Below are 21,868 nucleotides of genomic sequence, written 5' to 3' on the forward strand. Positions count from 1 at the left end.
GGACAGATAGAAGTATACAAGAAAGAAGACAATCCTGCCGAGATAAAGATTCTTGAAGAAAAACTTAAAAAACTGCAAGCAAGTCAATAAGTGTATGTAAGTAAATTAAAGAAAACCATCCAAACACATAGTAAGTCATAAAATTTGGGTAATCTCCTATACAAAGAAAACTCTATATTTGGCTTGTTTTATCATAGCTTTACAAACAAAGCAGAGACATTGCCTTGAGTCCGTATTTCCATGTTGGACGGTATATAAACACGACCTGAATTCTAATTCATTGCTGATGGACATTATTATATATTTGTTGTATAATAAATAAATCAAATTTATGTGTATTGTAAAATAAGAGGGTCTGTAAGTATGCTGAAAAAACTAATAAAATATATGCTTATCTGTTTTATAATTCTTTTCACAACTATTCCTGCCTTTGCGGGAGCCATAGAAGTAGGTACTTCAAATCTTACAAATCCTGTTAGTCCGGGTTCTAGTCATCATCTTTTCCAGGCAACAGACGGAACTTTGGTAGCGTTTTACAGCTATAGTACTAATGCTTTCGCTGGAATCAGAGCTTCATTATCGAAAGACAAAGGTGCTACATGGAGAAAACTTGATGATTCAGCTTTGGGATATACTGAGGTTGGAGGAGGAGCCGGAACTTCTCATAGCGCTTTTATGGACAGTAGTAACAATATCTATGTAGCCTATTCTTTTTATAAAGACGGTTTTTCTAATCCTCCGATGGAGATTACTACAACTTCAGGAGGATTGGATATTGAATCAACTTTATCAGGTAGTATTGATTCAAGCACGACAATAATAACGGTTGCAGATGCTTCAACTTTTTTGCCTGCAGGAACACTAAAAGCTGGGAATGCAACTATTACCTATACTAGTAAAACAGAAACTACATTTACGGGGTGTACTAATACTACCACTGCTGCTTCAGGAGTAACAATAAAACAAGAATCATACAGAGAGGTTAGATTTAGAAAATTGACTTATAGCGGAGGGAACTGGGCAGTGAGTATTCCAAAAAGAATAAATACAGTTCTTTCTACCGGAGGTAGAACTGATCCTAGAATTTACAAGGATAACTCAAATCGTTTATGGGCTACGACTAGAAGTGAGAAACATTGTTGGTTTTCAGATGATGATGGTATCACTTGGCTGGCTCCATCGACGACGCTTACCGGTACTATTGCTGCATCTGCAACAAGCATTACTGTTGCGGATAATACTTACTTCCCAGATGGTATTGGAACAGTAAGGTTTGATAATGAATATATATCCCTCGGAGGAAAATCAGGTACGACGCTTTTTACAAATTGTACAAGGGCTCGGCTTGGAACGGTTGCAGCAACTCACACCAGCGGATTAACTATATATGACGATAATCTTCCTGGAGTTACTAATGATACGACATTGTTACTTAATGCGAATAATACTACGGTTCTTTTAGGAGGAGGTGGTGGTGTAAATAATTCTATTCAGCAGACTAAATGGAACGGGACAGGATTTGTGTTATCATATGTTACATCATATTACGTTTCAAGCAGTATTTTGGACTGGTCAGGTGTTGTTACTAATGATAATGTTATTCATTTGGCGTTCAGAGATATTAATGCTGTCGGAACGCAGACTTACAAAGGTATAAAATACAGGTATTGTGATTCCGGCGGGACTTGGAATACTGTAGCTGCAAACGGCTCAAACGAAATAATGATAGATATAAATGATAATGATGATCAGCCGAGTTTGACCACAGACGGGACGAATGTTTATTGTTTTTTTAAAAAATATATAACGGCAGTCAAATCAAACATAGTTTATAGTAAGTTGAATACAACAACGCATACCTGGAGTACTCCTGTATCGATAACAACAGATGCTATGGATAATCAGTATCCGTCAGCGTGTTTGAGATATAATGCATCTTCTGGCTATGTTCCTGTTTCTTGGTCAGCCTGGAGATCATTAAATCTTTTCAGCGTTAGATATTGGAGGATAACTCTTCCTCCGACGGTTACTAATGTAACTCCTGCTACTAATTCTAATTTATCAGCTACAACTGTGACACTTACAGGGAATAGCTTTTATGGATCCTCAATAAATTCCGCGGTTACAGGGATAACAATTGCAACGGCTCCTCCAACAGAGATTACAAGTGATTATTCGGTAGTTTCAGATACAACTATTACAAATGTAGTAATACCTCAGGGTTTATTTCCCGGGACGTATGATATCCGGGTATCAAACGGCAGCGGGGACCCAAACGGTGGAACAAATGTAACCTCAACCGTTAAATTTGTTATAACTGCGCCGGCAGTTACAGTAACAAATTTAACGCCGGCACAGGGTTCAAATACAAGCCCAAATACACTGACTGTATGGGGGGGCGGCTTTTTTGGAGGTGTAGGAAGTAATACGGTAACATCAGTAAAATTAGATACCTCTCCAACTCCAACAACTATAGTTCCTGGATATGCGGTGACAAGCGACACAATGATGACAGGTGTAATTATTCCTGTAGAAGTTGCGGCAGGTACTTATAATATAATAGTGGCTGCTGCAGGCGGTACAAATAGTACAAGTACTGACAAATTTGTTTGTAAAATTGGTCCAAGAGTTACAAGTATAGCTCCTATTAGCGGCTCAAATCTTTCAATTTCTACTGTTACAATAAACGGAAGCGGTTACTGGCCGTCAGGTTCAGATGCTGTAACAAGCATAAAGCTGATGGATGGAGGGACGGAAATAGCAGGTATAACCGGGTATACCGCAATAAGTGATTCCATAATCCAAACCGGAAAAATTGCAGGAGGTTTAAGCCCCGGGTCGTACTGGGTAAAAGTAACAACAATAAACGGTTCTAATGCAACCGGGGCATATTATGGTGTTACTACAAATATACCGGTAGTAAGTTCCTTAAATCCCGGCATAGGCGGGGATACGTGTGCGACAACAATAAGCATAAATGGATCAGGTTTTTTTGCCGGGACAACCAGCAGTAAAATAACAGAGATAAGATTGGAAACAACTCCCACCCCGACATATTTATCAGGTTATAGTGTTATAAGCAATTCTTTAATAAAAAATGTTATCATATCCGGGTTAGCCGTGGGAACTTATGATGTTAAAGTAAAAAGTGCCGGGTTATATGAAAATGTAAGCGGTACAATATTTACGATACAAAACGGACCGCGGGTAATAAGTTTAAGCTCTAATATATCTTCAAATTTAACGGCAACAACAATAACCGTGAACGGGCAATTTTTTAACGGCGCAAGTGAGGTAAGGCTGGATGATCCGTTGAATACACTGCTCGATAATATGGTTGCGGCAGATCCTGATTCAACAATAACAGGAATAATACCGGCAGGATTATATACCGGAGTGTATAATGTAAAAGTTAAAACAAATGAAGGGATAAACATCTTAAGTGATGAAAAGTTTACAGTAACAGGAATATCTCCTGCAGTGTCAACCGTTGTACCCGCCGTTAATTTAAATACTAGTGCTACTACTGTTACAATAACAGGAACAGGTTTTTATGCCGGCACAGGCTCGAATGATGTTGTAAATATAAGTATGGTTGGTCCGACAACAAAAGTGCTTGCAGCATATTCGGTAAAAAGTGATGTATTGATAGATGGTGTTGAAATACCGGGTCTGATTGCTGCGGGAACGTATGATATCAGGGTGAAGACACATGGTGGGGAAAACTCGACTAGTGGTATCAGGTTCGTGGTAACAGCCTTAACACCGGTAGTGAATACAATAACACCGCAGACAAATACGAATTTTATTGCGACAACAGTGACTATAACAGGTACTAGCTTTTTTGGGGGAACTGCAACAGCGGATGTTTTGAGTGTTAAGATTGGTACAACCGAGTTTGGAAGTTACAGTGTGGTAAACGATACAAATATTAGCGGTGTTGTTCCTGCTGCGATTGCCGCAGGAAGTTATGAGATACTTGTTACGACGCATTCAGGTGTTAATATAACTAGTGCGCAAAAGTTTATTATTACTACAATCTCTCCTTCTGTGACAAATCTATCTCCGAATAAAGGCGGTAACACGGGATTTACGGCAATAAGTATAATTGGTACGGGTTTCTTTGGCGGTACTGTAAGTTCTGCGGTTTCAGGCATTCAATTAGATACCGTGATTCCTACAGATCTAACCTCGTTTTCTGTTGTAAGTGACTTGCTAATAAATGCAAATATCCCTGTTGGAGTGGCTGCGGGAACGTATAATATAAAAGTTTCAACAGGCGGGGGAACTAACAGTACAAGTACTGTCAAATATAGATCAAAAATCGGGCCTGAAGTAGTTATTTTTACATCCGGTGTAATGAATAATACTATAGCTGGAAATATTGATATTGAAGGTCTTAATTTTTGGGTTGACGGAGTAGACGCAGTAACAAGTATCAGATTAAACGATCCGAGTAATACGGAATTTGCGACTTGGTCAGTTTCTGATAGTCAAAATATATTAGGTTGCGCAATACCAACAGGAATTATTGCCGGAACTTATGATGTTAGAGTTACCACCTCAAATGGAACTAATGCCTCAAGTACTCAAAAATTTATTGTCAATACGAATCCCCCGACTGTAGTAAGTATTGGTCCTATAGTTGCCGATAATTCTGGTTCTTCTTATATCTCGATTATCGGTACAGGGTTTTATGGCGGAATAACAACAAATAATGTATCTTCAATAAGGCTTGAGGGTTCTACAAATACTGTTATTAGTGAATACAGCGTAGTAAATAATACAAAGATAGTAAATGTAAGGATTCCTTTAGGGACAACTCCGGGAGTCTATGAAGTAAGAACTGTGACCGGAGGCGGCATAAGTGCTACAAACAATGTAATGTTGACAGTAAATACCCCTTCTATTTCAATTACAGAAATTCTTCCTGTCAGTGTATTAAATACTGCTTCTGCTACATTAACTATAAAAGGCGGCGGTTTCTTTGCGGGAATGGCTTCATCAATGGTAACAAGTATAAAACTGGACGATGTTATGAGTACTGCCTTTACAGGCTGGACGGTATTAAGTGATACAGAAGTAAGAAATTTGATAATCCCCTCCGGGGTAAACAGCGGAAGATATAATATTCAAGTAACAGCCTCAGGGATTACGAATGCTACAAGTTCTGCAAAATTTGATGTAATTCTGGATTCCTCGGTTGGAACAACTCAAATGGTGGAAAGTGCTAACGGGGTAAGATTATCTGTGCCTTCAGGCGCTCTTAGCGGAAATACTGTATTTTTAATAAATGATGTGTCAACTTCAGGTACAATAGTAAGTTCAAATAAATATAAATATTCCAACATAAGATTGTGGCCGTATTTGGACAGCAGTGTAAGAGAAATAACATTAACAGACGGGGTAGTTATAAACTCCGGCTATAGTGTTACATTGACATTAACATATACAGGAGTAAATGATCCCGTTTTGGAAGGAAAATTTAGAGTCTTACGGTTAGGAGCTGATAACAACTGGGCTTTTGCGGCTGCTTCAGATACGGTGGATTTTTTAAATCATAGGGTAAGCAGTGTAATATCAAGTTTTTCTATATTCAGGATAGGTCAATATGTGAATGCGGCAAGTAATTTAGACAATGTTGTAGTATTTCCGAATCCTATAGATTTTGATACTGCCGCCAGAAGCACCGTGAAATTTAAGAATCTTACATCAAACCCGATTGTAAGAATATATAGTGTTTCGGGAGATTTAATAAAAACAATTAATCCGCAGTATGAAATAAAATTGACCGGTACCATAAATGACGGTGTCAGCGGAGAGGCAGAATGGAATGGTACAAATGAGCGTGAAGAAAAAGTAGCAAGAGGATTATATCTGTACATGATAAATGATGATCTGGGCAGAAAGAAAATAGGAAAAATTGTTGTTAAATAATTTAATAATTATTGCTGTTGATTTTGCTGCTATTGTAAAGTAAGATATGCTTATGAAGTTATTAGAGAAAAATAGTTACTTTGTTTCATTTTTTATTGCATTACTCATTCCTTTTCTGATTAATCGTCCGGATTATTTGAGTTTATTTGTAATAACTATGATCTATATTCTTCTTGCCTTGGGACTAAATATCGTTGTGGGTTTTTGCGGACTTCTTGCACTGGGATTTGCTGCTTTTTATGGTATAGGCGCCTATATTACGGCTATATTAATGGTGAAATTTGGTTTTACTTTCTTTCCTGCGTTACTATTTGTTATTATTGGCAGCGGTCTTATTGGTTTGGTAAGCGGTTTACCCGTAATCCGGCTTAGAGGTGATTATCTCGCGATTGTAACTTTAGGAATGGGGGAGATTACAAGAATATTTTTCAATAATTATGAAAGTCTTACAAATGGACCAAAAGGTATAAGCAATATTTCAAATCCAGGTTTCTTTTGGATTTCTTTTAATACTCCTGTAAGGTTGTATTATTTGCTTTTAGTGATTGTGGGAATTTCAGTTTTCCTCATCAGAAATATTGAAAATTCAAAAATAGGCAGATCTTGGATCTCTATCAGGGAAGACGAGATTGCGGCCTCCTCGATTGGTGTAAACATTACAAAGATGAAGCTGTTTGCTTTTATTTTAGGAAGTATTCTTGCGGGTATTGCCGGTTTTCTATTTGCCCAGGTTCAAACCTTTGTAAGTCCTGATAGTTTCACTTTTCTGGATTCAGCAATGATTTTATGTGCGGTAGTTTTGGGGGGTATGGGCAGTATTCCGGGAGTGATAATTGGTTCTATAGTATTAATCTTGATCCCGGAGATGTTAAGAGACATAATGCCCGGTTTTGCAGATTATAGAATGCTTTTTTTTGGTTTAATATTAATTGCTATGATACTTTATAGACCTCAGGGAATGTTTCCAAATTCAAGAAGGAAGGCAGAATTACTTCCTGTTTCAGAAACTATAAAAAATGAAGAAGATGAAAGCCTTGCTGAAGAGAGGAGAAGATAATGTCAAAGCTTCTTGAGGTTTTCGGTTTATGCAAAAGATTCAGCGGTATAACTGCTCTGGATAAAGTGAATATAGATATTGAAAAGGGTGAAATAGTCAGTCTCATAGGTCCAAATGGTGCGGGAAAAACTACTTTTTTTAACTGTTTGACAGGGATATATACGCCTGATGAAGGTAAAATATTCTACCTTGATAAACCTATAGACTTAAAAAACCATGTTCCTCACTATATTGCAAAGCTTGGAATAGCAAGGACTTTTCAAGGTATACGACTTTTCCCAAATATGACAGTCATAGAAAATGTAATGGTTGCGGCCTCTATAAGAGAGAAAACATCTTTTTTTGATATTATTCTTAAAAGAAAAAACTTGGAATTCGGGGAAGCTTCAATATTTTCTCAATCTCTCGAACTATTGCATTTTGTTGGATTATCTGATAAAATAAACGATATAGCGTCAAACTTGGCATATGGAGAACAAAGAAAGCTTGAAATTGCAAGGGCTTTAGCTACTGTGCCGGTTTTGTTATTATTAGATGAACCTGCGGCAGGCATGAATGCTTCTGAAACTAAGGAATTAGTTTTGCTTATAAGGGAGATTAAAGATAGAGGCGTAACTATATTTCTGATTGAACACGATATGAAACTGGTTATGAGTATTTCCGATAAAGTATTTGTAATAAATTATGGGAAGAATATTGCATCAGGAGTTCCGTTGCAAATTCAGAAAAATAAGCAAGTCATTGAAGCATATCTTGGGGAGAAGACAGAATGAATATTAATTTATTACTTCAGGAAATGTTGGACCAGCAGGCTTCAGATATTCATTTAAAAGCAGGAAGTCCTCCGATGTGGCGCATAGACGGGGAATTGGTTGGTTTTGGAGATGAAAAACTTACTCCGGAAGCAACTATAAGTATTGCCAATAGTTTAATGGATGAAAAACAAAAACAAAAGTTTGAACGTTCAAATGAACTTGATCTGGCGAAGGAAGTGGGAGAATACAGAGTAAGAGCTAATATTGCCAGACAGCGCGGAACTGTTGCAATTGCCTTAAGAGTTATTCCAAAAAAGATAATGAGTTTTGAGGAATTGCATCTTCCGGACATACTGTTGGAAATAGCAATGGAAAAAAGAGGTTTAGTCCTGGTTACCGGTACTGCGGGAAATGGGAAATCTACTACGCTTGCTTCAATGTTGGATAAAGTGAATGAGACTTTGGCATGCCATATTATTACGGTAGAAGATCCTATAGAATTTGTTTATGATGACAAGAAGAGCTGTATATGTCAAAGAGAGGTGGGTGTTGATACGGATAGTTATGCGGCTGCTCTTAAATCAGTTTTAAGACAGGATCCGGATGTAATTATGGTCGGGGAGATGCGTGATTACGAAACTATGTCTGCTGCTCTTTCGGCTGCTGAGACCGGGCACATGGTTATGAGTTCACTTCATACTATAGATGCCGGCCAAACTGTAGATAGAATAATTGACTCGTTTCCGTTAGAACAACAATCACAGATGAGATCCCAGCTGGCTTCGACTTTAAGTGCTGTGATTTCCCTGAGATTGCTCCGAAGATCAGGGGGTAAAGGACGTGTTCCTGCGGTTGAAATACTTAGAGCTACACCAACTATAAGATCGCTTATAAGAGAACAGAAAACTTCACAGCTTCGTGCGACTATTCAGGCCGGAGCGGTTCAGTATAAGATGCAGACTTTCGATCAGAGCTTGTTAAATCTTTACAGGGAAGGGCTTATTTCAATGGAAGATGCACTCGCAGAGGCAAATAGTGCAACTGAACTAAAACTGGGGCTTGACGGATTGATAAGCAGCGGCGCTTCTATAAAATTAAAAAAATAATGCTTGAACTTTCTGAAGTATGTGTGCGTTATGGTCAGGTAGCAGCGGTAAAAAGCGTCAGTATAAAGATAGAAGAAAATGAAATTGTTACCTTGTTAGGAGCTAATGGTGCCGGAAAAACATCAACGCTTCTGGCGATTGCAGGAATAAATAAAGTAATTAGCGGAAGTATCAGATTAGGAAATACTTTGATTAACGGGTTTTCTCCCGATAAACTGGTGAAAATTGGAATATCCCTGGTGCCTGAAGGAAGAAAGATATTTGGAAAGCTTTCTGTTCTGGAAAATCTTGAGCTCGGAGGATATTTAAGAACCAAACCTGAAAACAGAGAAAAATTAACTGAAGTATATGAAATATTTCCTGTTTTGAAAGAAAGGCAGAGCCAACCCGGAGGTACTTTGAGCGGGGGAGAGCAGCAGATGCTGGCTATTGGAAGAGCCTTGATGAGCCGTCCCCGGGTAATATTGATGGATGAACCCTCACTTGGTCTTTCTCCAAAAATGGAAGAGTGTGTTTTTAAAATGATTACGGAAATTAATAGACGTAAAACTACGGTATTATTAGTGGAACAAAACGCAAACCTTGCTTTAAAAATATCTCATAGAGCTTATGTAATGGAAACAGGAAAAGTCAAGCTTTCCGGGAATGCCTGTGATTTGCTGAAAAATGAAGAAGTTAAAAAGCTATACCTTGGAGAATCTTAATGAATGAAGAGGAACTACAAAAATTATTGCTAGCTGCAAATGAAGTGCTTCAGAAAGGGGATAAGGATAATGCCATTTCCCTTTATGAGAGCATTATTTCAAAGGATCCGAATAATGCTGAAGGTCATATGCGGCTTGCGGAGCTTTATTCTGCCAAGGGACTGATTGAAAAAGCATCAAAAGAATTATTACTGCTTGGTAATGCATATTATGAAAGCAGGCTTTTTAAAAATGCGCTTAAATACTTCCAAAAGGTTCTGGAGATAGATCCTACTCAGATAGATGCAAGAATAAAAGCGGCAGAAATTTATGTTAACGAAGAAATGGAAAGAGAAGCAAAATTGGAGTATCTTGCTATAGCTGAGCATTATCTTTCTTCTAATGATATGAATAAAGCCGAAGAATTTTCCAATAAAGCTATAGGATTAAAAAGTATTGAGGCTCATTATATTCTAGGTTTGGTGCATTTTAAGCGCGGAATGTTTAAAGAAGCGGCTGCTTCACTTGAAACTCTTGTAAAAATTAAAGTAAATCATGTCGGAGCTCTTCTTCATTTAGGATATTCCAATGTTGGGAATGGTAAGTTCTCAGATGCTGTTTTGGCTTTTGAAAGAGTACTTAAAGCCGAACCTGCGAGTATAGATGCTTTAAAAGGTTTAACGGATGCTTTTGGAAGAAAAGGTTCAGCTATGGAGGCTTTCGGGTATTATGTAAAAGCAATGGATGCAATGCTCAAAGCGAAAATTTATGACGATGCGGTAAAATTTGGATTAGAATATGTAAAAGGCTCTCCGACAAATCCTGAAGGACATTTAAAGTTGGCTCAGATATATGAAGCAAAAAGTATGAACAAGGAATCGGCTGCGTCTTATAAAATGGCGGGAGATAACTTCTTAAAGCAAAAGGCGGAGATAAAAGCAAAAGAAGCCTATGATAAGGCGATGCTGCTTGAAAAATCAGGACAAGCTGCTCCTTCTTCTGTTACGGATTCCCGGCCTCAGACGGTAAACTTGACTCCAAATCCTGTAGTAGAACAGCAAATAAAAAAACAGGATGATTTGGTTATTGAAAGAGGTAGTGTTGGAGTTCCTGAGCAACCTGTAAAACCGAAAGCGGATCCGATGAGACAAAGTTTTATTGATTCTGATCCCGTAAGGCCAAAGGCGGAGATTAAACAGGAATCTGAATCTCCAAAGCCTGTCCCCGTGGTTCAGCAAGTACCCCAACGTGAAGAGGTAACTCCTTTAACAGAAGCCAAGGGCGATATTGATGAACTGTTTATTCAGACAGAAAAGCATATGAAGGATGGTTTTTTTGAAAAAGCTATTGAAATATACCGGGTTATTCTAAAGAAAGAACCAAGAAATAATACAGTCAGACAAAAATTGCATCAGGCATATCTTTTGCTGGCTCAACAGGAAGAAGAAATCGGAAATAAAACAGCGGCACCAAAAAAGGATGCCCCTAAAGAAAAGAAAAGTAAGATATCCTACTTGTAAAACAAACTTGAAGCACTAAATTTGAAGCAAAAAAAAAGCCCTGCAAGAAATTGCTGGGCTTTTTTTCCTTGGTAGACGGTTAAATTATTCCTATTTCTTTACCTACTGTTTTAAATTTATCGAGAACGAATTCCATTTCTTCTGTAGTATGCGTAGCTGTATAACTGGTTCTTATAAGTGCCTGTCCTTGCTGTACTGCAGGAGAGACAACCGGATTGACAAATACGCCTTCTTCTTCAAGCCGTTTACTCATTTTATAACATTTAAAATCATCACCTATAAAAATGGGGATGATAGCGGATTCTGTGTCGCCGGTTTTAAATCCCAATGATTGAAAGCCTTTTAACATCATCCTGGTTATTTTCCAAAGATTTTCGCGCCTTTCAGGTTCTGTTTGGATTATCTCTAGAGCTGCAAGTACTGAACCTACATTTGCGGGAGGAATAGAGGCCTGGAACATCTGAGCCCTGGAGGTATGTTTGATATAATTAATTGCTCGTTCCGATGATGCAATATAACCGCCGATGGAAGCAAAGGACTTGGAAAAAGTCCCCATAATTAGATCTACTTTATCCTCTACTCCAAAATGTTCTGCAACACCGCGTCCGTTTTTACCAAAAATACCTACAGAATGAGCATCGTCCACCATTACTCTAGCTCCATATTTTCCTGCAATTTCACAGATTTTTGGAAGCTTGGCCAGATCTCCTTCCATGGAAAATACGCCGTCAACAACAATAAGTTTACCGGCTTTAGGTTCTGCTCTGGCTATTAATCTTTCCAGATCCTGCATATCATTGTGTTTGAACTTAATGGTCCTGGCAAATGATAATCTTGTCCCATCAATAATAGATGCATGATTTGTCCTGTCACAGAATATCAGATCATCTTTACCCGCGATGGAGGAAACTACACCCACGTTGGTCGTAAATCCTGTGGAATATAATAAGGCAGCTTCTTTTCCAAGGAATTTTGCAATTGCGGCTTCACATTTTACGTGTAAATCCAGAGTTCCGTTTAAGAATCTGGAGCCGGAACAGCCGGTACCGTATTTTCTGATTGCTTCTATTGCTGCTTCTTTTACTTTGGGATGACTGGTCAATCCCAAATAGTTATTGGAACCTATCATTATCAGTTTTTTGCCGTGATACATAACCTCTGTATCCTGGCCGGATTCTAAAACTCTAAAGAAAGGATAAAGACCGGCTTTTTTTACCTGATCGGCTGCCGTAAAATTACGGCATTTTTCGAATAAATCTCCTTTTTTTGTCCCGGTTGGAATTATATATTCATCCCCGACGTTGGCGATTCTGGCGGCTTTCAATTTTACATTAAGGCTCTGTTTAGTATAAATGTCTTTAACGTTCTGTCCGAATCTCTTCATCCCGACAGCTTCGCCTTTATGTTTTCGCATCTTGCGTAAACGTCTGAAGGCCTTCATTTTTTTAATTACCATAAATTCTCCTTTTCTTCACCGGAAACTCAATACCGGGAAATCATCTCAATTTTGGTAAGGAAATAAATTCTTTTAAAAACTTACCCGTTTATGCTATAATTCAGATGAAACAGTATTATGAGTATTATAAATCCGTGTACAATAAAAGTCAATCACAATCTAGCCGTTAAGGGAGAAAGGTTATGCTTTTAAAGGGGAAAACTGTTTTTGTAACAGGTGCAAATGGATTTGTCGGTTCTTTCCTTGTTGAACGGCTTCTTAAGGAAGGTGCTCTTGTAAAGTGCCTTGTAAGAAAGACCGGTAATTTAAGGTGGCTTAAGGGTTTTAATATAGATTTTATATATGGTGACATTACAGATGCGAAAAGTTTCAGAGGCAAGTTGAAGAATGTTGACTTTATATTTCATATAGCTGCTCTCAAACACTCAACAAGAAAAAACGACTATAAAAGAATAAACATAGATGCGACTGAAAATATATTAATAGCAGCAAAGAAAGAAGCTCTTCATCTGAAAAGATTTGTGTTTTTAAGCAGTATGGCAGCAATGGGATGTTCAACAAAAGAAATGCCTCTTTGTGAAACTGATATTTGCAGCCCTTTGACTCATTATGGCTCAAGTAAGAAAGAGGCGGAAAATCTGGTACTGGAGTACAAAAATATATTTCCTGTTACTATAATTCGTCCTCCTGCCGTGTATGGTCCCAGAGATGAAGATATACTTGCAATGTTTAAAGCTATAAAAGCAGGGATTCGTCCTGTTTTTGGTATACAAAAAAAATATCTCAGTATGGTCTTTGTTCTGGATTTGGTTGAAGCCCTGCTTTTGTCTGCGCTCTCAAAAAAAGCTTCCGGAAAGATTTATATTATAGCGGAAGATAAACATTATTCCTGGAAGGAAATTCAGGATGTGGTTGCCGGGATTTTGGAAGTTAAAGCAATTACTTTGAAAATTCCTAAAACAATATTGTTCGGTGCCGCTCTAATAGCTGAATTATTTTCAGGGGTGACGGGAGTTAATGTCTTACTGACTACACATAAAGTCAGAGAATTGACAGGGGATTGGGTTTGCAATATCGGAAGGGCAAAAAAAGATCTTGGTTTTAAACCTCTCTATGATATAAACAAAGGAATGCAGTTAACTGCAAAATGGTACAAGGAGAATAACTGGCTGTAATTGGAGGCTCTGAAGGTTAGAGGCTCAGAGGCGCGGCAAAATAAAAGCCACGTTAATGTAAAACGTGAGTAATGTGGAACGTTCAAACGTTTAACGATCTTTAAAGGGGGATATCATGGAAGAGAAAATGAACGAACAGGAGGTTTTCAAATTAATGTTTATGCAATTGATTTACACGCTGCAAAATGCGGCGGTAATGCAGCTGGGCAAGATTATGAATCCGATGACTAATAAAATAGAGAAAAACCTGCAGCAGGCTAATGGGACTATAGAAATGCTCAGAATGCTAAAAGCAAAAACTGTGAATAATCTGGGAAAAGAAGAACAGGAGATGATGGATCAGGTAATTCTGACACTTCAGCTTAATTATGCCGATGAGGTGGAGCGGGAGAAAAAGACCGGAGAGATTAAAACGGAAGAGAAGAAAACAAATGGATGAAGTTTTACTTTCTGAGATAAAAAAGATATTTGGCGACAGGCTAAGGACCTCAAAAGAAGAACTTATTTCCTATTCTTATGACGGATTTATTAAAGAAAGTCTTCCTGAGGCTGTTGTTTTTCCGGAAAGTGCCGAAGAAGTATCAAAATTGGCTAAACTGGCAAATGAGCATAAGTTTTACCTTACTTCGAGAGGTTCGGGCTCCAATCTTTGCGGGGCTGCAATTCCAAAAAGAGGAGGGGTTGTAATTTGCTTTTCCAAAATGGATAAGACAGTCGAGATAAATAAAGAAAACAGATATGCCGTTGTTGAAGCGGGAAAAATACTTGAAAACCTTCAGAAGGAATTGGACGTTTTTAACTTGTTTTACCCTGTTGACTTGGGTTCAAGCCGTATTGCTACTATGGGCGGCTCCGTAGCTCTGAATTCCGGCGGAATGAGAGCTCTGAAATATGGAGTTACCCGGGATTATTTGCTTGGGCTGAAAATTGTATTACCGAATGGAGATATAATAAAGACAGGGGTTTTGACAAAAAAAAATGTCGTGGGATATGACTTAAATTCTCTTTTTTGCGGTTCGGAGGGAACTCTTGGTATTGTTATTGAAGTTACCGTTAAGCTTCTTGTTAAGCCGAAATTTACGAAAGTACTTTTAAATCATTATCAGGAAATAGATAAGGCCTGCAGCGCAGTAAATGAAATAATAGCAAGCGGTGTAATACCTGCTGCTCTTGAACTTGTTGATAATCTGGTGATTAATGCTGTTGAAGATTATGTGAAAATTGGACTTAAGAAAGATGCTGCTGCTTTTTTGTTGATTGAACTTACAGGTGATGAAGAGCAGGTTGAAAGAGATTCAAAAGTTGTAGAAGCCCTGTGTGAAAAAAATAATCCCTCCAGGTCTGAAATATCAAAGAGCGCTGAAGAAAGCGAAAAACTCTGGCTTGCAAGAAAAAGCGGTTTTGGAAGTATGGCACGGTTCAAACCGGTCTGTATTGCTGAAGATATTACGGTGCCGGTATCTTTTTTAGCCGAAACAATAGTATTGATACACGAGTTGAGTAGAAAATACGGAGTTCTTCAGGGTTTGCTCTCTCACGCCGGTGACGGGAATCTTCATCCGCATTTCTTGTTGGACAGTAAAAGCGAAGAGTCTAAAGCTGATGCTATTATGGAAGAGCTTATGCCTTTTGTAATAAGTGTTGGCGGGACCATATCCGGTGAACACGGGGTGGGAATTGGTAAAAAAAAGTATTTGCATTATCAGCTTGATAATATACAGCTTAAGGTAATGAGGAACATTAAGAGAATATTTGATCCGGAAGGCATTTTAAATCCGGGAAGTTTTCTTGATATTTAGAAAAAGATAAAGAGATTTTGCAGAAGATGTTCTAAAGTTTAGATTATACTTAAGTGTTTATTGGAGGGCTTATGAAAAAAATATTTGTATGTTTGTTTTGCGGGATAATATTTGCCGGTTGTAGCGGTACGGCAAAAGCGGTAAAAGCAACTGCACCGGTGGTTAAATATAATATTGGGATCTCTGAAAACATAGACGGTGATGGTGCTTCGCTGAATATCACGGAAATGGTCATTAAAGAACTGATTTCTTATAGTCAGGTTAAATTTGTGGATAGAAGAAAACTAAAGAACAAAATATCTGAAAAGGCTGCTTTGCTTGCGGAAGGTTCGTCTGATAATATCCAGCTTGAGGATCCGATGCAGTATATAATGACAGGTTCTGTAATACCCCTGGGATCAAAAAAAATAGTCCGGCTTTCGATTCTCAATGTACAAACGTCGATAACCGAATCTTCGGTAACATTTGATTACGAGAGATTGGAAGGTGTTCAGGATAAAGTAAAAACCGCTGCGGCTGAACTTATGCGGCCTTTTTCGGGACAAACGGGAAAATGAATGGACTTTTCGATCTTCCGGACAGGTGCTTGAGATGCGGATTCTGTCTGAATTCATGCCCTGTTTATAAAGATCTTAGAGAGGAAATAATTTCTCCGAGAGGTAAGCTCCGGCAGATAAAGGCTCTGTCAAATAACGAGGTAGTCTCTGACAAGCTTATCCTGAAGGTAATGAATAATTGTCTTATGTGCGGGGCTTGTCTTAAGAACTGTCCAAGTTCTCTTGAGACTCCTGCCGCAATCCAAAAGCTAAGAGAACAGTTGTTCGAAAAATATGGTCATGATCTCTTAAAGCGCGGAATGAAATTCATAATGAATAATAACCGTGCTCGTAAGCTTTCCGCCTTCTGGGCCAGGGTTGTTTACAACAATTTTATTGATTCTCTTCCGTTTTCGGTACCTGCCGGAGCTCTGAGTCTGAAGGATATTCCAAAACTGGCGCGACCGCTTTATCCTGTAAAACTTAAAAATAACGGTTCAAAAAAGGTATTTTACTTCGCAGGGTGTGTGGATAAATACATTTACGGGGATACGGCAAGAAGCGCTGTAAGAGTTTTAAATAAACTCGGGTATGATGTTATGGTCTCAAAGGATGAAAGGTGTTGTGGTATTCCGATGCTGATAAGCGGTGATACAAAAGCTATAATTAAAAATGCGAAGCATAATGTAGACCTGATGAGACGTCAGTATTTTGACTACATAGTCTTTACCTGTCCGACCTGTGCGGTTGCATTCAAGGAAAAGTATTACGGGATATTTAGTGAGGATGAAGTATATACTAAAAAACTCGAAGCACTTGAATCTAAATTCATTGAGATAACACAGTTACTTGCAAAAGAAAAAGGATTGAGATCCCTTTTAAACGAACTCCCGCTTAAAGTTACTTATCATGATCCTTGTCACATGGTGAATTCGCTGAATGCAGTTAAAGAGCCGAGGATTGTTATATCTATGATTCCCGGTCTTCAATATATTGAAATGAACCCTGAGAAAACGGCGAATTGTTGCGGTTCGGGAGGTTTTTATCATATTTATTTTCCTGACATATCATCCGGAATAGGAAAAGGGAAAATTGAAATGATCAGGGAAACCCGGGCAGAAACAGTCCTTACCTCCTGTCCTGCCTGCAAAATGCAGATAAACGGTCTGCTGCGTAAAGCAGGAAGTAGTGTCAGGGTAATGCATATAGTCGAACTATTAAATCAAAGAATGAAATAGCAATATTAAACTTAAAAGCTAAAAAACATAAAGTTGAAGTCGTGTTATTCTTGTGTTAAAATCAAATAAGAGGTGATAATCTATGATACAAGAGTTTTTGAGTTCGCCGGGTAAGATATGGACCTACCTTCGCGAGCATGGTGAATCTTCGGTATACAAAATGAAAAAAGATCTAAGCATGACGGATTCAATGCTCTATATTGGTATCGGATGGCTTGCTAAAGAAGGGAAGCTGGATATAAGGCGTGACGACGGAAGTCTTAAGGTCCGGCTTATACAGTAGGAGAAGCAAAAACAGCAAGTTGAGCGAAGTATTTAAATAATAGAACTTTAATCCTTCGCGAAATCCGCCTAGGCGGAGACAGGAAGGAAAGTAAATAATATACTACATTCGCTGAACGGTAATATGTTTGCTTTAGAATCAGTGGAATCCAAAAGCTTTGCAATCAGCGGAATCTAACCCGAAATCCCGCTAAAGCATCAATATTCTTAATGTCAATAATGATGCGTTTTCTACTTCGGATTTCGGGTAACGTTTTAACAGAATTGGTATATATCAGTGGAATTATTATCAAGGAGTGAGAAAATGTCCATAAAAAGGTATATTTTTATATTTGGGTTAACTCTTTCTTTCGCGCTTTTAATTGGTTGTGCAAAGAGAGGAGAGGTCGCTATTATCGGAGTTGGAGCTGCCTTAACAGGACAAGAGAGCGCTATAGGGCAGGATATATCTCATGCAGTAGAATTGGCAGTTGAAGAAGCAAATGCCGGGGGTAATCTTAAGAAAAAAATTGAATTTATTTTTTATGATGATAAGTCTGATCCTAAGGACGCTGTGACGGTAGCCTATAAACTTTCGAATAATTCAGACGTAATAGGTGTGGTTGGGCATTTGGTATCCAGTTGTGCAATACCCGCTTCGGAGATTTATAATAAGAGTAATCTGGCTATGATTACTCCTTCCGCAACAAATCCTAAATTAACAAAGAATTCATTAGATAACGTTTTTAGGACATGTGCTACAGATGATGTTCAGGGTTCTGCAATTGCAAAATTCATTGCTGTTAAACTCAAGAAAAAGAAAATAGCAATCATACATGATCGTCAGGCCTATGGGCAGGGTTTGGCGGAAGAGGTAAAAATAAATTCCGTAAAACTTGGAGTGAAAGTACTGGCATTTGAGGGGATAACAGTAAAGGATATGGATTATTCTTCTATTTTAACGAAAATAAAACCAATGAATCCGGAGGTCGTGTTTTTTGCAGGTATGTATAATGAAGGCTCGTTGATATGCAGACAAATGTCGGATTTGGGGTTTAAAGCGCTGTATATGAGCGGAGATGGTTGTTATAATCCTGTTTTTGTAGAACTGTCAGGAAAAAAATGCGAGGGCGCTGTTGTTAGTTTTGTGGCTCCGCCTTTTGAGGAGATTGATACAGCTAAAGAATTTGTAAAAAAGTTTAGAAAAAGATTTGGAGAAATTCAAACCTATGCGCCGTATGCCTATGATGCGGCAAATCTTATTATTGAAGCTTATAGACAGACCGGTACCTCTGACAGGAAAACAATCTCTGAAACCATAAAGAAAATGAAGAATTTCAAGGGTGTTACCGGCAATATTGAATTTGACGAAAGCGGTGACAGGAGAAATACAAATTTTTATTTTTATAAGGTTAGAAACGGTAAGTTTGAATGGATTAAGGAATAGGCGGCCGTTTCTTTATGTGCGGTATATACGGGGTCATAAGTTTTGACGGTACAAATGTAGAAGAGAGCTCGCTTCTGCTTATGGGCGCGCTTTTAAAGCACAGAGGTCCTGATGCAAATAATATTAAACTGTACAAAAAAGGAAATATACTCTGTTATCTTGGTTCAACCAGACTTAAAATAATAGATCTTTCCGATTCTGCCAATATGCCGGTTGAAAATGAAGACAGTTCAATATCTGCGGTTTGCAACGGGGAAATTTATAATTATAAAAGTTTAAAGTATCAACTTCAAGAAAAAGGCCACAACTTCAAGACTAGGACTGATTCTGAAGTCATACCTCATGTTTTTGAAGAATATAATGAACAGTGTTTTTCAAAATTTGACGGTATGTTTTCTGTTGCAATATGGGATGGGAAAAACGGGCGTTTGCTGTTAGGGAGAGATCCGGCCGGTAAAAAACCTCTTTATTATTACTTTGACGGGAAAAAATTTGCGTTTGCCTCCGAGATAAAAGCGCTCCTTTCTCTGCATTTTGTGAAAAAGAAAATAAATGAAAATAAAATACCGGAGTATCTGACTTACGGTTATATAAATGGACCGGAAACATTTTATGAGGGTATTTTTGAGCTTCCGCCGGCCTCTTTCCTTTATGTTGAGGTTGATGAAATAAAACAAGCAGAAAAATATTGGGAACCGGAGTTTAGCGGGAAGAATACAAAGCCTCTTTATTCTTTTGATGAGGCAAAAAAAAACGTAAGACAAACGATGGTAAATGCAGTTACAAAACGCCTTGAAAGTGATGTCCCTCTGGGCGTATTGCTGAGCGGGGGAATAGATTCTGCCATTGTAACAGGAATAATAAGTCTATTGTTAGGAAAAAAAATAAATACATTTACTGTCGGTTTTGAGGATAATCCGAGTTTTGACGAAAGAAAACCGGCAGCTTTTTTAGCGGAATATTACAAAACCAGTCATACTGAAATGTCTGCCGGTGTTAAAGATATTTCTCTTCTTGAGAAAATTGTTGACCACTATGATATGCCCTGTGGAGATCCTTCAGCTCTTCCGACTTATATTGTGTCAAAAATGGCAAGACGAAATGTTACGGTGGTCTTGAACGGTGACGGAGGCGATGAGGCTTTCGCAGGCTACGACAGGTTTAAAGCTGCGCTTATAGCGGAAAAATTACCGGGTTTTATTTTCCCTATTGGTAAGATGCTTTCCTCTTTAATTCCCCAAAATGATGATTACAATGGTCTTCGAAATCGTTTGGAGAGATTTTTTAGAGATGCCGGAAGTAAAGATGTAATGTCCAGACATCATTCCTGGATCACTATTTTCGATAAAGAACTGATAAAAACAATATATAAGAAATCGGATAAAAATACACAAATTATGAGCGAAGATTTATACTCGGTTTACCTGAAAAACCTTCCGTTACTGCATAAACTGCTGTATTTAAGCATGATGACTTACCTGCCTCAGGATCTTAATGTCAAGATGGACCGGATGTCTATGGCTAATTCCCTGGAAACCAGATCTCCTTTCCTTGATAAAAAAGTTCTGGAAATAGCTGCGCATTTACCGCCTGACTATAAAATCAGAAGAAGTGTCACAAAGTATGTTTTGAGAGAGGCATTTAAAGATATTCTGCCTAAAAATATTTATTCAGCAAGGAAGCATGGTTTTGGAATTCCACTTTCTTCCTGGTTTAAAGTTGAGCTGGGAAAGTACTTTGAAAGTAAGATGCTGGATGTTGAAACGAGTTGTTCGGCATATATCAATCCGGATATTACTCGTATGTTATATAATGAGCACATTTTGGGAAAGCGTGACAGATCAAAAGAATTATGGCTGCTGCTGCAACTGGAGTTATGGATTAATCATAATAAATTTTAACCTGAACAATGATCTAAATCACGAGGAATCTGGACACCCGTCAAAATATTAAGGCTGATTAGATATTGACTTTGATATTGCTTTGTGTGATAATAACTTAAATACCTTTTGGGAGGTGTTTAGTATGAAAAGAATAATTCTGATTGTTTCAGTGGTATTTGTGTCTGCTTCAATGTATGCTGTTGATATATATACAAGGGGCCCAAAGAAAAAGGAAGATGCATTAAAGTCCGGGATAAAAGAAACTGCAGTGGAAAAAGCACCAAAGTATGTAGTCCCAATTCCCGACAGAACTATATGTCCCGTAACAGGAGTACCTATAGATGTCAATGATAAAACGCCTACCTCGAGTTATCAAAATAAAAATTACTTTTTTTTGAATGAAAACGCAAAAGCTCAGTTTGTTCGAGACCCCTTTAGTTTTGCAAAATCTATAGAAACGTGTGATATCTGCGGTAAACAGGAAAAAAAGACGAGGGACAAGTCCAGTTTTATTTCATATGTCCATAATGGGGTCACTTATCATTTTGATAATGTTTTGCATATGGATGAATTTAAGACTAATCCTGCCAAGTATATAATTGGAAAAGAAAATTATGGATCAAGGCAGATAGGGAAAAGTAAGCCTAAAGCAAAAGATACTCTTTCCGTGAAAACGAAAGAAGCAGTTACTCCTGAAGTGAAAAGTGTTCCGCCGGCTGCAGATTCCGGTGTAGACGCACCTGAAAAGAAAGATGTTCCGGCCCCCGTTGATACTAAACAACCGGAGGCTATTCCTGAAATTAAAAGCGTTGCTCCGGCTGCCGAAGAAATTAAAAAAGATGCAGTTGCTCCTGAAAAAAAGATTATTCCTCCGTCTTTACCTGATAAAAAAGTAGAAGTGATTGAAGAAATAATTAGTGAAGAAATAGTAAGTGAAGAAGAAGTTGTAACTTCTGAATCAAAACCGGTTGTTGCGCCTTAAATGAATATTGTAAGAGAAGAGAAGACAAAGGAG

16 protein-coding genes are annotated in these 21,868 nt (G+C 38.1%); 15 read left to right on the plus strand and 1 reads right to left on the minus strand.

Annotated features, from left to right (window positions below):
- Window positions 1-363: 363 nt before the first annotated feature.
- From A2536_11720 to A2536_11745, 6 genes are read left to right on the plus strand one after another with little or no spacing between them, the layout of a single operon-like run.
- Complete coding sequence (locus A2536_11720) at window positions 364-5,937, plus strand: hypothetical protein (GenBank protein ID OGF44278.1); 5,574 nt, start codon at window positions 364-366, stop codon at window positions 5,935-5,937.
- Window positions 5,938-5,989: 52 nt separating this feature from the next.
- Window positions 5,990-6,994 (plus strand): hypothetical protein, encoded by a 1,005-nt coding sequence (locus A2536_11725; protein ID OGF44279.1) that lies wholly within the window; start codon window positions 5,990-5,992, stop codon window positions 6,992-6,994.
- Complete coding sequence (locus tag A2536_11730; GenBank protein OGF44280.1) at window positions 6,994-7,767, plus strand: ABC transporter ATP-binding protein; 774 nt, start codon at window positions 6,994-6,996, stop codon at window positions 7,765-7,767. The genes A2536_11725 and A2536_11730 overlap by 1 nt, the downstream gene beginning before the upstream one ends.
- Window positions 7,764-8,855: a hypothetical protein gene (locus A2536_11735; protein OGF44281.1), complete on the plus strand. Its 1,092-nt coding sequence runs from the start codon at window positions 7,764-7,766 to the stop codon at window positions 8,853-8,855. Before A2536_11730 ends, A2536_11735 begins: the two co-directional genes overlap by 4 nt.
- A complete protein-coding gene (locus A2536_11740) occupies window positions 8,855-9,559 on the plus strand; it encodes an ABC transporter ATP-binding protein (GenBank protein ID OGF44282.1) in 705 nt (234 codons plus the stop codon). Before A2536_11735 ends, A2536_11740 begins: the two co-directional genes overlap by 1 nt.
- Complete coding sequence (locus A2536_11745) at window positions 9,559-11,058, plus strand: hypothetical protein (protein ID OGF44283.1); 1,500 nt, start codon at window positions 9,559-9,561, stop codon at window positions 11,056-11,058. Before A2536_11740 ends, A2536_11745 begins: the two co-directional genes overlap by 1 nt.
- A gap of 79 nt (window positions 11,059-11,137) precedes the next feature.
- Here the strand turns inward: A2536_11745 and A2536_11750 are convergent, their stop codons facing one another.
- Entirely contained in the window at window positions 11,138-12,340 is a 1,203-nt protein-coding gene (locus tag A2536_11750) for an 8-amino-7-oxononanoate synthase (GenBank protein OGF44322.1), read from the minus strand.
- Between the two features lie 356 nt (window positions 12,341-12,696).
- On the opposite strand from A2536_11750, the gene A2536_11755 reads away from it, so the two are divergent.
- The 9 genes from A2536_11755 to A2536_11795 all read left to right on the plus strand — a co-directional run bounded on the left by A2536_11755 (window position 12,697) and on the right by A2536_11795 (window position 21,835).
- A complete protein-coding gene (locus A2536_11755; GenBank protein OGF44284.1) occupies window positions 12,697-13,689 on the plus strand; it encodes a hypothetical protein in 993 nt (330 codons plus the stop codon).
- Between the two features lie 115 nt (window positions 13,690-13,804).
- On the plus strand, window positions 13,805-14,128 hold the full coding sequence (locus A2536_11760) for a hypothetical protein (GenBank protein ID OGF44285.1): 324 nt from the start codon (window positions 13,805-13,807) through the stop codon (window positions 14,126-14,128).
- A complete protein-coding gene (locus tag A2536_11765) occupies window positions 14,121-15,488 on the plus strand; it encodes a hypothetical protein (GenBank protein ID OGF44286.1) in 1,368 nt (455 codons plus the stop codon). The genes A2536_11760 and A2536_11765 overlap by 8 nt, the downstream gene beginning before the upstream one ends.
- Window positions 15,489-15,559: 71 nt before the next feature.
- Complete coding sequence (locus A2536_11770; GenBank protein ID OGF44287.1) at window positions 15,560-16,045, plus strand: hypothetical protein; 486 nt, start codon at window positions 15,560-15,562, stop codon at window positions 16,043-16,045.
- Window positions 16,042-17,262 (plus strand): hypothetical protein, encoded by a 1,221-nt coding sequence (locus A2536_11775; GenBank protein OGF44288.1) that lies wholly within the window; start codon window positions 16,042-16,044, stop codon window positions 17,260-17,262. The genes A2536_11770 and A2536_11775 overlap by 4 nt, the downstream gene beginning before the upstream one ends.
- Before the next feature lie 82 nt (window positions 17,263-17,344).
- Entirely contained in the window at window positions 17,345-17,545 is a 201-nt protein-coding gene (locus A2536_11780) for a hypothetical protein (protein OGF44289.1), read from the plus strand.
- Between the two features lie 303 nt (window positions 17,546-17,848).
- Window positions 17,849-18,970 (plus strand): hypothetical protein, encoded by a 1,122-nt coding sequence (locus tag A2536_11785; GenBank protein OGF44290.1) that lies wholly within the window; start codon window positions 17,849-17,851, stop codon window positions 18,968-18,970.
- Between the two features lie 14 nt (window positions 18,971-18,984).
- Complete coding sequence (locus A2536_11790) at window positions 18,985-20,871, plus strand: asparagine synthase (glutamine-hydrolyzing) (protein OGF44291.1); 1,887 nt, start codon at window positions 18,985-18,987, stop codon at window positions 20,869-20,871.
- Between the two features lie 124 nt (window positions 20,872-20,995).
- Window positions 20,996-21,835, plus strand: coding sequence for a hypothetical protein (locus A2536_11795; GenBank protein OGF44292.1), 840 nt, complete (start codon window positions 20,996-20,998; stop codon window positions 21,833-21,835).
- The last annotated feature ends 33 nt before the right edge of the window (window positions 21,836-21,868 follow it).

Source organism: Candidatus Firestonebacteria bacterium RIFOXYD2_FULL_39_29, from assembly GCA_001778375.1.
In the GTDB taxonomy this organism is placed as follows: Bacteria; Oederibacteriota; D2-FULL-39-29; order D2-FULL-39-29; family D2-FULL-39-29; genus D2-FULL-39-29.